Source organism: Xylanibacillus composti, from assembly GCF_018403685.1.
Taxonomy (GTDB): Bacteria; Bacillota; Bacilli; order Paenibacillales; family K13; genus Xylanibacillus; species Xylanibacillus composti.
Map to the genome: position 1 here is coordinate 1 of NZ_BOVK01000047.1, position 15,416 is coordinate 15,416.

A 15,416-nucleotide genomic window follows, 5' to 3' on the forward strand; every position below is an offset into this window, starting at 1 on the left:
ACAATTATACGGACTCAACTCGTAATCAGCTCCTCCATCCATTTCACTATGGTATAATCTGATCAAAATACGATGTTTTTTCTACAACGATCAACTTAGTAGAGCGGGGTGGACCGCCGTGGAACATGCAACGGTTTTGCTGGTTGACGATGAACAAGGCCTCCTGGATCTGTTGACCTTTACGTTAAGTAAATACGGTATTGGCAATATAGTAACGGCAACGACAGCGCAGCAGGCGATGGAGATTCTTCTTCAGCGGGATATCTCTTTAATTGTCCTCGACATCATGCTGCCGGACGGCGATGGATTTGATGTGTGCGAGAAGATGAGGAACATAACGGAAGCGCCTATTTTATTTTTAACGGCCAAAAATCAGGACATCCACAAGATCAAAGGGTTTGAACTGGGAGCGGATGATTATATCACCAAACCGTTTAACCCTACGGAAGTTGCGGCCAGAGTTCAAGTCCATTTAAAGAGAATGCAGCGCGTCCAGATCGTATCTAGAGCGGTTTATGATTTCGGATATTTTGCTGTACATAAAAAAAGCGGACAACTGTTTGTTCAAGGTGTGGAAGTTCCCTGTGCGCCAATGGAATTTTTATTGCTTACTTTCTTATGTGAGCATGTCAATCTGATTTTTACAGCCAGCGAACTGTATGAAAAAGTATGGCAACCTTACCAGACAGGGGATGAGAAAACGGTGGTCATTCACATTTCCAGGCTGCGCAAGAAAATTGAACCTGATCCAAAGAATCCGCAATTTCTGATTAATATTAAAGGATTGGGATACAAATTGGTGAGAAGAGAAGGATATACAAGATGACGATTATACAACGCTCCATGCTCCTTGTACTGTTCTTTTTACTGGCGTCCTCCGTTGTCATCTCCATCAGCTTTGTACTGATTGTAGTACTTGTTATCGTTGCCATGGAGGTGGTGCCTGCTCTCAACCAGGTCAATATCAAAGTCTATCAAGCTCTAATCTTCATGTTCATCATCGGTTGCTACAGCTATCTGATGGGAATGATCATCGGCAAGCCGCTGTTAGCCGTGATCGGTTGGCTCAAGGGATTGTCAGAGGGGAAGTATAACCGCCAGATGTACGCCGAAACATATGCGTTTCTCTGGAATAAGAAAAAGAAGATGAAATGGCACTATCTACCTTTCAAGAGTGTCTTTCTTCGCTTGCAGGAGCTGTCAACTTCGTTAGAGCGTAATCGTCAGGAGATTGCGAGAGAAAACGAAGTCAAGGAGCAGTGGTTGTCGGGCGTATCTCACGATCTCAAAACGCCTCTTTCGTATGTAAAAGGATACATGGATTTGATGACGAATTCAGACATTTCGCTGACTGAGGATGAACGGGGGCAAGCTCTTGAGGTGGTTAAACAAAAACTAGACGAGATCGAAGGGCTGATTCATACATTTCAGGTCAAACAGGCGCAGCCGATTGCCTTAAAATCGAGGGGCGATCTTGTCCAGTTTTTACGAGAGATTACTATAGACGCGGCGAATAATCCAAGGTCGGCGCGATATCATTTCGCCTTTGAAACAGGCGTTGAAGTCTGTGAGTACTATTTTGATCCACTGTTGCTGAAGCGGGTTATGCAAAATCTACTCATCAATGCGGTACTTCATAATCCGCCAGATACGGAAATTACCGTTCGATTGGAAAGGAAAGATCGCCTGTACATAACGGTGACGGATAACGGTGTGGGCATGCCTCCATCTGTGATCGCGAACGTGTTTGGTGATCGTGTGGGCGGCGAGGAGAAAGCCGCGGATAGTGCAGGGCTAGGCTTGATTGTAGTGAAAGCGTTGGTTGCCGAGCATCAGGGGGAGATTGACGTACAGAGTGCCCCGAGTCAGGGCACCGTACTGACGATGAAACTGCCGCTCAGCGTGATGGAATAAAAATTGTTTACCTTCCGTTTACTTTCGGTCGCTATTGTTAGGGTGTAAGAATCAATAGCAGAGGTGAGGAAGGAATGGAAGCACATGTACTGGAAACGAGCGATTTAACTAAAAGGTATGGGACAAACATCGCAGTGGACGGGGTAAGTTTAAAGGTGCCCGAATGCTCGATTTACGGATTTCTAGGGGCGAATGGAGCAGGAAAATCGACGACGATGAAGATGGTTCTCGGGCTGATCAAGCCTGACCGTGGCACGATTCGCGTGTTCGGCAAGAATTTTACACAGGAACGCACCCGTATCTTAAGCCAGGTCGGCGCTTTAATTGAGTCTCCATCGTACTACGGACATTTATCCGGATATCAGAATTTGAAAATTGTCGCCAAGTTATTAGACGTTTCAGAATCTCAGATCAAAGAGACGTTGGAACTGGTCCGTTTAGAGAAGCAAGCCGATAAAAAGGTCAAGCATTACTCATTGGGGATGAAGCAAAGGCTGGGAATTGCGCTGGCTATTGTCCATCGGCCCCAATTGCTCATTTTAGATGAACCTACAAACGGGCTGGACCCTTCCGGTATTCAAGAAATTCGTTCATTGATTAAGAGTTTTCCTGAAAAATTCGGAATGACGGTGCTTATTTCCAGCCATCTCCTTCATGAGATCGAGCAAATCGCCGAACATGTGGGGATTATTCACGAAGGCAAATTAATTTATCAAGACACTTTGGCTGCACTGCAGGAAAAAGGCGGGGATTTGTCACTGGAAAGCATTTTCCTTGGAATGACGGGACAGGGAAGAAGCCTATGAACGTACTGCTTCAGGTAGAATGGCTCAAAATGAGAAGGTTTTGCTTCATTTTTCCCGTCTTGGCTTCGCTTTTTCATCTTTTGCTGGTCGGGGGACTTTGGTACTTTAACTTTCGGGAAGGTGCTGGAGGGGAATTTTCTATATTTTCCGTTCAGTATTTTTTTCTTTCGATCACCCTGATGTTCAGCATTACCATTCTCGCCAGTGTGGTCGCTTCCACCGAACATGAGGCGAAAGGCTGGAAGCTTCTTTCCGCACTCCCCGTCGCCAAACAGAACATCATCATCGCCAAACTTGTCGTTGTTTTTCTATTGGTGGCCTTGGAAGTTCTGCTGATCATCACTGGTACAGCGGTATTATGGAAATTGGTTTCGAAAGAGGCTATTCCATGGGATATCTTGCTCAAGCAACCGATTTATTGTCTAATTGCAGCAGGCGGTTTTATGAACATTCAGGTTTGGCTGTCTGCCGTTTCTTCTAACCAGTCGATTCCAGTCGGACTCGGTGTCACCGGATCAATATCCAGTTTGTTTCTCGCCCGCTCCAACTTGGAGCTGCTGCATTATTTGCCCTGGACTTACCCCGCGTTATCGTCTCCTTTAGTTTTGGATCACCAGCAATGGGTTGTGGCAGGGATGGTTACGGGAGTCGTCGTGTGGCTGGTGGGAGTACGACATTTTACAAGAATCGAGTGGTAGGGTGGTGGAGAAGATGAGAAAATTAATTGCTGCAGAGGCTGTGAAAATACAGTGGGGTCTAGTTGCACTATTGATCGCAGTTGACTTGCTGGTGAACATGACCTTGGGAGTTAGTGATTTGGAAATGTTACAGGAGTATTATTCTCCGAATTGGCCGCATTTTTTGATGGTCGTGTTCCATTTTCATTCCATGTTTTTTTACCCATTGTTCACCGGGATCCTGGCTGCTCTTCTATGCTTTTATGAGCACCGGTCGGGCGGTTGGAAGCTATGGTTTGTGATGCCCTATTCGTGGACTCAGATGTATGCCGCTAAATTAACTATACTTGCTATAATCCTGGCTGTGATTCAATTGGCTTTCATTGGAGCGACTATCGTAACGGGCTTCATTTCTGGCGTAGAAGGTAACTTGAACTGGGGAATGGTGTTAAACAGTACCATAAGCGGCTGGATCAGTATTTTACCGTTAGCGGCGCTCCAATTGTGGTTTTCTTCTCGATTGAGCAGCTTCGGTATTGCGTTTAGCATCAACGTTGCCTGTGTACTGCCTAACATTGTAGTATCCGGTCTTCATTCCGTGTACGGCATGTGGTTTCCTTTTATACTTCCGTTTTATGCCATGATGCCCCAAGGCACTCCGTTCGCACCACGAGTGGACGAACTTAGTTTGTATGGCTGGATCGGCCTCAGTTTTGTCGCCGCATGCATATGGGGAAGCTACGTTTATCGGAAAAAGACGATTGCTTAAGAAGTGTGTTATGGCATTAGCCTTGGGAGGCGTGCCGGAGTCGGCTGTGCATTGTGGCGTATTCATAGTCATGGTACCATCTTGTTATAAGGAACTATGAAAATGAAATGATTAGAGGTCATCAGCATGGCGAAAACGATACTCATTGTAGAAGACCAGCAAGTTTTGCGGGAGATTATGAAGGAATACTTGACGGATGAAGGATATCAAGTACTTGAGGCGGGCGACGGAAGGCTGGCGCTTGAGTTATTTCAAGAGCACGATGTGCAGCTGGTCATCCTGGATATTATGTTGCCGGAATTGGACGGATGGTCGGTATGCAGGCGAATTCGCAAAGTTTCGAACGTCCCGATCCTGATGTTAACCTCCCGTTCGGAAGAGGATGACACGTTGCTCGGATTCGAACTCGGGGCGGATGATTATGTCATCAAACCATGCAGTCCGCCTATCTTGCTGGCTCGCAGCAAGCGGTTGCTGGAAAGTCGGCCGATACACGGGCTGAGGGATATGCTGATCGGAGGAGGGATTGCGATTCACTTGCCCTCGCGAACGGTCTCTATAAATGGGGAGAAGATCAGCCTGACGCACACAGAATACGAAATTCTGACTTACCTGATGGAAAACAAAGGAATCCTCTTGTCCCGGGAACAGCTCATTACGAAAATTTGGGGCTATGATTTCGACGGAGAAGATCGCACACTCAGCAGCCATATCCGCAATTTGCGAGCCAAGCTGGGCGAGCATGCGAAGCATATCGTCACCGTCGTTCGTTCCGGGTATAGGTTCGAGGAACGGCCATGAGAAAGAGCATCGTATTCAAGCTGTTTTTGCTGACGACGGGTTTATGTCTCTTGGTGATCGCAAGTATTTTTGTTGGCCAAACTGTATTTTTCAAGCAATTTTATGTGCATCAGAAGGTGGAGAAGGTGAGCGATGCCCTCCAATCTTATCAGCAAGACGAATGGATTCACGTCGGGGATGCTGAGTCCGCAATTATGAAGGAGCAGGCGTTTTACCAAGATTCGAATGCCTGGCTTGCTCTGTTGGATGAAAGGGGCTACTTGAAATATGCGGACGATTTTAAGATGGAGATTCGATTGGAGCACTCGGATATCGCCCCGATTCTCTCGAACGCAACGATCACGGTTCCGCTGTACACGGTTATGGATGTAGAGGAGGCGAATGCCGACAACCCGCTTTTTCCTGATTTCTTGAGAAAGGAAGGGCAGCGGATCGCGCTTGAAGGGATCATGATTCAAGATCAGCTATATCCACAGCGGATTGGCAGGGATGTCTTCAACCTCAGACAGGAAAACCGACTGGAAAATGAGCAGCTTGTCAACAAAGAGTATGAGGTCGTACCGAGATTCGAGAGTCCACTCGAGTATCGTGAACGGTACCCGAGCGTACTGGTTTACGGAACCATTACGCAGATTCGGCTCCCGCAAGCCGAGCAAGCTTCCCGCTATATGAATCGCTTATTTCTCGATCGGGTGAAGGCTTTTCAAGCGGATCTTCTGTATGGCGACTATGCGGATCAGACGAACACTTTAACGGACTACGAAGTGAATGATATTGCTTACAAAATATTTGTGGAGCGCGTCGATCAAACTGGGCCTCCCGCCTACCTGTTCGCCATGACTTCGCTGCAGCCAGTGAACGAAGCTACGGAGGTTATGCGAAGTTATTACGGGTATATCGTGATCGGTACGTTGTTGCTTGTTGTGCTCGCTTCCTTGTACTTTTCCCGGCGAATCGCTGCTCCATTGCTTCGAATTGACACGATGACTCAGAGAATGGCCAAGCTTGACTTCTCGAACAAAATTCCGATCAAGAGCGAGGATGAGATTGGCAGCTTGTCGCGAAATATTAATCAGCTGTCGGATATGCTGAACGCTCACATTGTGCGACTGGAGCAGGATATTGAGAAGGAAAGGCGTCTGGAGCAGACGCGCAAAGAATTTATATCCGGCGTATCGCATGAATTGAAAACTCCGCTCAGCGTGCTGGAAAGCTGTCTTTATATTATGAAGGACAAGGCAGATAGTCCGCGGAGGGATTATTATTTTGCGGCGATGGAAGACGAAGTGAAGAAGATGAATCTGCTGGTCAACGATATGTTGGAATTGGCAAGGTATGAATCCGGCACATATAAGCTGGAGATGGATTCATTCCGAATTGATGAACTTCTGGAACGCATCTGTGCGAAGCTGGCGCCGGACATTGCAGAGAAGAATATCCATCTGCATGTCGGCATCAGCCCTGTCGAAGTCGTCGCCAATCAGAATCGGATCGAGCAGGTGATTGTCAATTTCATGACGAATGCCATTCGTTACACGCCGGAACACAATCACATTGTGGTTTCGTCTGATGTAGAAACGGATACCGTCAAAATCAACATCGAGAATAAGGGCGTTCATATCCCAAGCGAGCAAATGAAGAAGATCTGGGATCGATTTTATCGCGGCGAGCATTCCCGCCACCGAACGACCGGCGGAACCGGACTCGGCCTTGCGATTTCCAAGCAGATCCTTGAGCTGCATGGCGCGCCGTATGGGGCAATGAATACGGAGGACGGCGTTTTGTTCTATTTCGAATTGAAGAGAAAGGCGAAAATGTAGAACTTCGGTTCTGCATTTTTTTTTTTGAATATGCACCTCATCTGCATCTGATCTGCATCTGTTCTTGATTTCCATCGCCTATACTTGCCCTTGAGCTGATAGAAAGGGGAAATGAAGAAGATGGGCAAGAGCAAGCAGGGAATGGTGATACTCGCGATAATGGTCGTCTTGCTGGCGGCGGCATGCGGCAATAACGGACAACCCGCAGCTTCCTCCGGGCAGACCGGGGACGGTTCCGCTCCGGAACCAAGCTTCTATGCAACGAGCGTGTTCCTTGGAGACTCGATTACGGAAGGATTGTCGTACCACGATGTGTTGGATGTGGAGAACGTTCTTGCAGGAGCGGGGAAGACGGCCCATATTGCGCTTGAGACGGGGGATGTGGATGAGCTCGTCAGCCGAATGCCGGAGCATGTCTATATCCAGTTGGGTTCAGACGATATTCTATGGCCGACTGACGATCCGGTAGCCTATTCGTTGTCGCACTATGCGCAATTGATTGAAGAGATTCATAAGCAGCTTCCGGATGCATCGATCACGCTGTTATCCGTTACTCCGGTGACGGCGGAAGCGGAAGAGGCGGAACCTCGATATGGGAACATTGCGGAATACAATGAGAGACTGAAGGCACTGGCTGCTGAGAAACAGGTCGAATTTATCGATCTGTCGCCGCTTGTTGCCGATCATGCTGACCTGTACGATACGGACGGCATTCACTTCCAAGCGGAATTTTATCCGCTCCTGCTTGGATATTTGCAAGAATCGTCGAATTTGCCGCAACGCGTGAAGTGACGGCGGCGGAAGGTGTATAAGCATTGGTATTCAGCAGCCTGATTTTCCTGTTCCAATTTCTCCCCGCCGCATTACTGACTTACTATGTGTCGCCCAAGAAACTGAAAAATGCCGTTCTATTCGCGGTTAGCCTCGTCTTCTATGCATGGGGCGAACCGTTGTATATCCTTATAATGATCTTCTCCACCGTATTCGATTATCTAAACGGGCTGCTGATCGACAAGTACAGACACCGCAAATGGGCAGCCCGGGCGGTGTTCATCGGCTCTATGTGCGGCAATGTGGCGATTCTCGGCTTCTTCAAATATGCGGGGTTCGTCGTTCAGAACGTTAATGAACTGTTCGGCCTGCATATGCAGGTTGCCGATTTGCCGCTGCCGATCGGCATCTCCTTCTATACGTTTCAAACGATGTCTTATGTGGCCGACGTCTATCTCGGTAAAGTGCCGCCGCAACGCAATTTGATCGCCTTCGGTACTTATGTCGCCATGTTCCCGCAGCTCGTCGCTGGTCCGATCGTCAAATACGGCGACATTGCAGGGCAGCTGGCCTCCCGTAAAGTGACGTTGGAGAGGTTCGGAGAAGGAGCGGGATGGTTTATCCGGGGACTCGCCAAAAAGGTGCTGCTCGCAAACAACATCGGCATGCTATGGACGAGCGTGAAATCTACGCCGCTGGAGGAGTTGACCGTTCTCTCCGCGTGGCTAGGGATTCTGGCGTTTACCTTGCAAATTTATTTCGACTTTAGCGGGTATTCGGATATGGCTCGAGGACTCGGCAAGATGTTCGGCTTCGATCTGCCGGCAAACTTCAGGCATCCGTATATTTCAAGAAGCGTGACGGAATTTTGGCGCAGATGGCATATTTCTCTGGGCTCCTGGTTCCGGGAATACGTCTATATTCCGCTTGGCGGCAATCGGCATGGCTTGCGCAAGCAGCTCAGAAATCTATTGATTGTTTGGTTTCTGACCGGTTTGTGGCATGGGGCGAGCTGGAACTTTGTCGTATGGGGCTTGTATTTCGGCTTTATCGTGACCTTGGAGAAATTGTTTCTTCTGGAGCGGATCACGCGCTGGCCGAACTGGTTGGGGCATCTATACACGCTTTTGCTTGTCATTGTCGGATGGGTCCTGTTCGAATATGAACGTTTGCCTGCCGCATTTGCGTTCATCGGGACGATGTTCGGGTTCGGTGCGCACGAGTTGGCGGATCGCCAAGCACTTTATGATTTGTTCACGTACGGAGGCTTGTTTGTGTTGCTGGCTATATGCGCGACACCGCTTCCTAGGAAGATGATCGAGCTTGTGGAAATCCGCTGGAATCGCGTAGGCGTGATCATCGTGACCGCGTTTTATGGGATCGGGCTGGTATTGTCGACCGCTTATTTGGTCAGCGAGTCGTATAATCCGTTCTTATATTTTCGCTTTTGAGGGGAGGGGCGAGCTTGGCCGGAACTACCAATTGGGTTCGAACCATAACCGGTTTATCGCTGCTGTTGTTCATCGGGACGATGATCGTCATGAACTGGTTGACCCCTGACAAGTCGTTCTCGGAAGCGGAAAACCGTGTGCTGGAGAGAAAGCCGTCTTTCTCGATGCGATCGCTGTTGTCGGGGGCATTTGCGACTCATTACGAGCAATATGCAACCGATCAATTTGCACTCCGGGACTTATGGATCGGAATAAAGACCACTGCGGATCGGGCTTGGGGCAAGAGGGACAACAACGGCGTATATCTGGGTGCGGACGGCTATCTCATCCAATCCTTCTCATCGCCGTCAGATGATGAAGTGGACGAGCGGATGGAGGCAATTCATTCGTTCCACCGAGCAACGCCCGGCCTCCGCAAGTACTTGATGCTCGCGCCGACAGCTGCCTCGTTGTTTCGGGCAAAGCTGCCGGCGTATGCGCCGGTTGGCGATGAGCAGGCTGTACTGAATCAGGTTCGGCAATGGATTGAGCTGCATGGGTCCGATATTCGTTATGTCGACGTTTATTCAGCGCTGTATCAGAAGCGTGAGGAACCCATTATGTACAAGACGGACCATCATTGGACGACCAGAGGCGCTTATTACGCATATCGGGAGTTGTCCGAGCAGATGGGGGTGGTTGCGAAAGAACCAGCAGCGTTCCACATCCGGAAAGTGACGGATGCCTTCTATGGATCACTCTACTCGAAGAGCGGCTATCACCATCTGCAGCCCGATCGCATCGACCTGTATATACCGAAAGAGGGAGCCAGGATGAAGGTGGAGTATGTGGAAGAAGGCCGGGTTGCGGATTCGCTGTACGAGATGGACAATCTGAACAAGAAGGATTCATATACAGTGTTCATGGACGGCAATCATAGCCTGGTTCGAATTACGACGGATCAGACGGACGGGAACAAGCTGCTGGTGGTCAAGGATTCGTATGCCAACAGCTTCATCCCCTTCCTTACAGAGCACTTCGCCGAGATCGATGTCGTCGATCTACGCTATTACGGCGAGTCGCTGACAGAGCTGGTAGAGGAGCGGCATTACCATGACATGCTGATTCTGTATAATGTCCACACATTTTTTGAAGATACATTTATCTTAAATTTACGGAGTGAATGATCATGAAACGATTTTTGCCGATAATGCTTGCGGTCTCTGTTGTGGCGCAGATGTTGCTAGGCTGCTCCGGCAACAGCGGGGCTTCGGAAGAACTTACGGCCGTTGAGGTAGGAAGGTACATCCAACAAGCGGCAAGCCTTGACGATATGAAGCAGGGAGATTGGGAGAAATTGCAGAAGTTATTTCATATTGAGGCGGAGAAAGTAGAGGATTTCGTGCTATACACGGCTTCGTCCAATGTAAAGGCAGATGAACTGGCGGTGATCAAAGCCAAGGATGCGAATGAAGTCGACACTCTGATTGAAAACATACAGAAGCGCATTGATGCGCAATCGGTCAAATTTCAAGGCTATCGTCCGGAGGAATACTATCTCATCGAGAGGCATGTGTTGAAGACGAAAGGGCGATTTATTCTATTTGCTGTGTCAGAGGAGGCCGATCGAATGGAGGAAGTCTTCGATGAGGCGTTGAAGTGATCATGCCACTCCACATGTAAAGCCGAGTGCGTTCGCTGCACTCGGATCGCGATGGAGTTCAAGCTGCCCAACGACTAATAACGCCGGAAATCTTCTCAACCGGTTCATATTCTGGTACAATGACCATATATTTTTTGTGAGGGGATGTCTCCAGTGATCTGCAGCTACAGTTCACAACTACGGGGGCATCCTTTTCCTTTCTCATGATATGGTCATTAAGGAGGCAGTATGGAAAAACCGATCTATAATCAAATTGGCATGGGCTATGACAATACTAGAAAAGCTGATCCCGAAATAACTCGGAATCCGTTGCTTAACGCCTCTGCTCCTGGAAGAGTACGAGTAGACTATTTGTCAGAGTCGCCGACTTGTTTCTTATTACATCGCATCTAGTTATACATTGGAGGTAAAAATGAAAAGAAATATTACTGCCTTGCTCATCATAGCTCTAATCGTATCTGTTTTCCTATATACATCCGGGTACAGGTTAGACGGGGTAAGCGCCGCAAGAGCTAATGCACATGTGCCTAAGGATTCAGTCCTTCTCGATCAAGTGGATTATGACTGGGGAACCGTCTATATCTTTCATTCTGCTGAGAAACCCATAACGGCCATTAGTATGAAAAAGCTTGCTTTCCTCTGGGTTTCAAGAACATCGGTCTATTACTTTCACCAAGAAGATCCCATTAGAACAATCGGGGGCGTAAGTATGGCGAACGAAAGAGAAAAAGCAACCGTACTAAGTGTTATCGTGCATGATCCAGAAGTCACCTCATTAGAGGTTGGGCTTGGCGCACAGCTCCAACGGAAACCGGTGATTGTAGGGGAACCGGTGACTTTTTCATGGACCGAATCTATTAGCTGGAATGACTTAAATCCAAAAGCATTAAACAATGACGGCAAGACCCTATACGAATATCGATATGCTAACTCCCATCATATAAGAGCAGTAGATCTACGGTGGTATCCATTAGGGGAAGGACTACAATCCAACAATTAGGAGGTAAAAGGATGGATCTGCAACAAAGGAAATTATGGAATGCCAATCAAAAGAAGCTTACTGCGATCATCGCAAAGCCATCCGAACATGATCAAGCTGTTCATTTGTTTTTGAACAATCATGCGTTACTTCATTCATCCAGTATGACGAATTCGACATCTCTTACTCTCGAAGATGAATTGTTTGATGGATTACTGGAAACGACCATTCGTCAATACCCTGTTGGCGCACCGGATACGAATAATTCGATTGCCTGGCATTTGTGGCATATTACCCGAATCGAAGATATGACCATGAATGTTTTGGTGAGCGGTGATCATCAGATTCTGCATACGGGTGACTGGCATAGGACGCTTAAAGTGGATTTCGTTCATTCAGGAAATGATATGACGGAGAATGAGATTTCTCAGTTAAGTTCGGAAATGGATCTATGTGCGTTAAGGGAATATCGGGTAGAAGTTGGGCGAAAAACCCGTGAAATCGCAACTCGCTTGCAACCGGGCGATCTGAAAGAAAAGGTGAAAATCGAAAGAATTCATTTGCTTGAAGAACAGCGCGCGGTAAAAAAAGAATCGGGCTGGTTACTTGATTATTGGGGGAAAAAAACAATCGCGGGATTGATACTGATGCCGGCGACGAGACATCTATTTTTGCATCTCAACAAATCCATACGAATCAAGCAAAAGATCCAGAAGCATAAGAAATCTAAGGAAAGCTACGATAAAAACCCAAGGGTGCAATCAGATGTTAGTGATTAAAATGTTAGCATTGTATAATTTCGCATTCGGGATTTTTCATTTATTTTTTTGGAAGCTCTTGAAATGGGAAGAACAACTTAAAAAAGTATCCCCTGTGAACAGAGCGGTCGTTCAGACGCTGAATCTCTGCCTCACCTTTATGTTTTTCCTAGTCGGCTATTGTCTCTATTCTTATCCGGCTGAAATAGAGCAAACTGATCTCGGTAGAGCACTGCTGCTTGGAATAGGCTTGTTCTGGTTCATTCGCTCCATACTTCAAATTTATCTCTTTAATATGAAAGAGCGCGTACATAAGATATTGTTTGTATTATTTGTATTCGGTGCAGTGATTCATATCAGTCCATTTATAGGTATAGGTTTCTAGACTTCACGCCACGGCGTGAGAAAGTAGAATGATAATTGCTGATGCCATCGAGCAATTGAGTAGAATGAGTATGTGGAGAGTTCAGCATCGGCCTGATTCCTTGTATCAGTGAACAAACAAATTCCTTATTTAGAACTTAAGAACATTTTCTAGCTTCTTTCGAATATCACACATAAAAATCCGAAGTGGGGGATGGGAATACACATTGAAAAAAACAATATGTCTAGTGCTCTGTTTCATATTAGTTGCATGTAACAATTTGTATGATGAAGAAGAGCGACGTGGGGAGATTGTAGATGTACACGGTAACATTACAAATGCAGAGCGATTAGATGAATTTCTCTCTCATATAAATTCTGGTGTGGAAGATCGAATTAGAATTACTACGTACACGATTGAAGGAGACCCGATAAACTATGACTTCACTTTCGACGGTCAGTATGTAAAATACAAATATGATAATTCTAGAGACAAGTTTGGCATCAAAAATGTAAGAAGTACGACTTGTATGAAGATGTCGAAGCTAACTAGCCATACTATGGTTGAGTATAAATTGGATGAATGTTTTGGGGAGAACAAAGAAATAGGTGAACAATTTAGCTTTGTATTAAATTTAGACAGGTAAAAGACATTAAACGGAGATTATGTTAAGCTCAAGTTAATGTGTAAATCCAGCTGGAAGGGGATCTCCATGTTAGCTATACTAATTTTTATATTGTGTGTCATTACATTGGTGATAGCCGTTCGGCTGTGGGATGTTGAAACGAAAATGATTCACATTCGAAACGAGTTAAAGGAATCCAACGAAAAACTGAGTGTGTTGATTGAACAACTTGACAGGATACATAGTACTAAAGGGTCTGGCCAATCAGAATAGATGAGGAGCGGGCATGCGTAAATTATTCAGCATTGTGATACTTATGACGCTGATTTCTGGATGTTCAACGGAAAAAGAACAAGAAATCTATGACCTTGAAAGCAGTATGGTCGAGGTGTTTCATTATGAGTTGGATGTGGTGGAGCCGGGGCACGCTGATGAGGTCAATCAGTGGTTAGAAAACGCGCGACTTACAGGGGAAAGCGGACAATATTTCATTTATCAAGATAACACAAGGGAAGATTTGTATGCTTATGTTTATGGCAAGGGTTACTCTGATTATGAGGTCGCCTTCATCTATAATCCTAAAGATCCTGTAACCAAAGGGCAAATACATGTTACGGGAATAATGGGGGACTCGAAAGCTGATCATTTTGTGCAAATACGGACAATCAATGATTTATCCATCATGTTTACACTTTCTGATGAAAGTCTGCAGGAAAAATTAAAGTAGCGACAACTTAACAATACACGGAAAATAAAATTGACAGGACACCATTCGGTGTCATATAATAAGGACACCCTTTGGTGTCCTTATTTGCGTGTTGCTTTGGAACGAAGCGTGATAGTACTAAAAAATATGTTGGAGGAATAGGGAATGGCAGAATTGACATTAGAATTTCAAATTAAAAGCCCCATTAACAAGGTATGGGATGCCCTAACCCATTCGGATACACTTGCGCAATGGGTAAAGGAAAACAATTTCAGACCCATCGTAGGATACAAGTGCCAGTTCCGAAATGAGAAAATTGGTTTAATCGTGGATAGTGAAGTGCTTGTAGTGGATAAGCCCAATAAGCTATCTTACTCCTGGGTAGGCGGGCCAATCAACACAGTAGTCACGTGGACTTTAAAGCAGGAAGGCGATACAACCCACTTATATCTAGTACAATCAGGGTTTGAACAAGAAAATCAAGCCTTCAATGGTGCAAAGTATGGCTGGACAAGCATGGTAGATGGATTGAAAGAGTTGTTGAACCAGATTTCTTGAGGAGGCAGCTAATTTGACAAAAAGAAATAAAATCTTGTATTGGATTGCTACCATTTGGTTGGCATTGGGGATGCTCTCTACAGGAATTGTTCAGCTGCTCAAGCTGGAGGGGGAGGTTGACATGATGTCACACTTGGGATACCCTTCCTATTTCCTCACTATACTGGGTGTTTCGAAAATTTTAGGTGTGGCAGCTATACTGATTCCTAAATTTCCTTTGCTGAAAGAATGGGCATATGCAGGATTCTTCTTTACCATTGCGGGGGCGGTTATTTCGCACATGGCATTAGGTGATCCCATCGTCGATATTCTTCCTGTCATGTTGCTTTTCCTATTAACTGCAGCTTCGTGGTACTTTAGACCAGCGAATAGAAAAATTGCGTCTGCGAGTCCTCTATAATTCTTAATGGATGGATAACACTACATTCGTGCTTAACTATTCATGTTCAAGTGGATGGCGTTCGTGAGAGCAATGCTTGAATAAAAACTCTTTGCTCTGCTCAGTTGCAGGGCTTTTTTTGTTTAATTCATGGAATGATGAGGAAGAGCCGCCACTTACTCTATGAAAATTATGGTATGATTTAGGTGGTATAGTCAAATGTGTTGCACCTGCAAATATGAGGGGGATCATATGAAGGAATATTGGAATCACAATACTGCCTTTCACGACGAATTAGTAGCGGAGACCAAGATGCGCGGCGGGAGTGTGCTTGACATTGGGTGCGGTGACGGACTTCTGCTCCAGCGTCTGGCGCGGGTCTGTCAAAGATTTTGT

Annotated in this window: 18 protein-coding genes; all 18 read left to right on the top strand. The window is 46.3% G+C overall.

All coding sequences use genetic code 11. The features are described from left to right. The first annotated feature begins 118 nt into the window (after positions 1–118). Positions 119–826: a response regulator transcription factor gene (locus XYCOK13_RS15915; RefSeq protein WP_213413230.1), complete on the top strand. Its 708-nt coding sequence runs from the start codon at positions 119–121 to the stop codon at positions 824–826. Further along, complete coding sequence (locus XYCOK13_RS15920; protein WP_213413231.1) at positions 823–1,914, top strand: sensor histidine kinase; 1,092 nt, start codon at positions 823–825, stop codon at positions 1,912–1,914. Before XYCOK13_RS15915 ends, XYCOK13_RS15920 begins: the two co-directional genes overlap by 4 nt. Positions 1,915–1,988: 74 nt before the next feature. Then, a complete protein-coding gene (locus XYCOK13_RS15925; RefSeq protein ID WP_213413232.1) occupies positions 1,989–2,720 on the top strand; it encodes an ABC transporter ATP-binding protein in 732 nt (243 codons plus the stop codon). Then, positions 2,717–3,418, top strand: a complete 702-nt coding sequence (locus XYCOK13_RS15930) for an ABC transporter permease (RefSeq protein WP_213413233.1) — start codon at positions 2,717–2,719, stop codon at positions 3,416–3,418. Before XYCOK13_RS15925 ends, XYCOK13_RS15930 begins: the two co-directional genes overlap by 4 nt. A 13-nt stretch (positions 3,419–3,431) precedes the next feature. Next, a complete protein-coding gene (locus XYCOK13_RS15935; protein WP_213413234.1) occupies positions 3,432–4,166 on the top strand; it encodes an ABC transporter permease in 735 nt (244 codons plus the stop codon). Between the two features lie 126 nt (positions 4,167–4,292). Then, entirely contained in the window at positions 4,293–4,967 is a 675-nt protein-coding gene (locus XYCOK13_RS15940; RefSeq protein ID WP_213413235.1) for a response regulator transcription factor, read from the top strand. After that, the gene (locus XYCOK13_RS15945) at positions 4,964–6,787 is read left to right on the top strand and encodes a sensor histidine kinase (RefSeq protein WP_213413236.1); all 1,824 of its coding nucleotides are present in this window, start codon (positions 4,964–4,966) and stop codon (positions 6,785–6,787) included. Before XYCOK13_RS15940 ends, XYCOK13_RS15945 begins: the two co-directional genes overlap by 4 nt. 111 nt (positions 6,788–6,898) lie before the next feature. Then, entirely contained in the window at positions 6,899–7,579 is a 681-nt protein-coding gene (locus XYCOK13_RS15950; protein WP_213413237.1) for a GDSL-type esterase/lipase family protein, read from the top strand. A 23-nt stretch (positions 7,580–7,602) separates the two neighbouring features. Continuing rightward, positions 7,603–9,009 (top strand): MBOAT family O-acyltransferase, encoded by a 1,407-nt coding sequence (locus XYCOK13_RS15955; RefSeq protein ID WP_213413238.1) that lies wholly within the window; start codon positions 7,603–7,605, stop codon positions 9,007–9,009. A gap of 14 nt (positions 9,010–9,023) precedes the next feature. Next, positions 9,024–10,175 (top strand): DHHW family protein, encoded by a 1,152-nt coding sequence (locus tag XYCOK13_RS15960; RefSeq protein ID WP_244865205.1) that lies wholly within the window; start codon positions 9,024–9,026, stop codon positions 10,173–10,175. Between the two features lie 2 nt (positions 10,176–10,177). Beyond that, complete coding sequence (locus tag XYCOK13_RS15965) at positions 10,178–10,651, top strand: DUF4358 domain-containing protein (RefSeq protein ID WP_213413239.1); 474 nt, start codon at positions 10,178–10,180, stop codon at positions 10,649–10,651. A 412-nt stretch (positions 10,652–11,063) separates the two neighbouring features. Beyond that, positions 11,064–11,651, top strand: coding sequence for a hypothetical protein (locus tag XYCOK13_RS15970; RefSeq protein ID WP_213413240.1), 588 nt, complete (start codon positions 11,064–11,066; stop codon positions 11,649–11,651). 11 nt (positions 11,652–11,662) lie between these two features. Then, on the top strand, positions 11,663–12,409 hold the full coding sequence (locus XYCOK13_RS15975) for a DinB family protein (protein ID WP_213413241.1): 747 nt from the start codon (positions 11,663–11,665) through the stop codon (positions 12,407–12,409). Further along, positions 12,396–12,773, top strand: coding sequence for a hypothetical protein (locus XYCOK13_RS15980; RefSeq protein ID WP_213413242.1), 378 nt, complete (start codon positions 12,396–12,398; stop codon positions 12,771–12,773). Before XYCOK13_RS15975 ends, XYCOK13_RS15980 begins: the two co-directional genes overlap by 14 nt. Positions 12,774–13,032: 259 nt before the next feature. Continuing rightward, entirely contained in the window at positions 13,033–13,398 is a 366-nt protein-coding gene (locus tag XYCOK13_RS15985) for a DUF4362 domain-containing protein (RefSeq protein ID WP_213413243.1), read from the top strand. Positions 13,399–13,663: 265 nt separating this feature from the next. Continuing rightward, positions 13,664–14,104 (top strand): hypothetical protein, encoded by a 441-nt coding sequence (locus XYCOK13_RS15990; protein ID WP_213413244.1) that lies wholly within the window; start codon positions 13,664–13,666, stop codon positions 14,102–14,104. 144 nt (positions 14,105–14,248) lie between these two features. Next, positions 14,249–14,641, top strand: coding sequence for an SRPBCC family protein (locus tag XYCOK13_RS15995; RefSeq protein WP_213413245.1), 393 nt, complete (start codon positions 14,249–14,251; stop codon positions 14,639–14,641). A gap of 13 nt (positions 14,642–14,654) precedes the next feature. Further along, positions 14,655–15,041 carry a DoxX family protein gene (locus tag XYCOK13_RS16000; protein ID WP_244865206.1) on the top strand — a complete coding sequence of 129 codons (387 nt, stop codon included), beginning with the start codon at positions 14,655–14,657 and terminating at the stop codon, positions 15,039–15,041. The last annotated feature ends 375 nt before the right edge of the window (positions 15,042–15,416 follow it).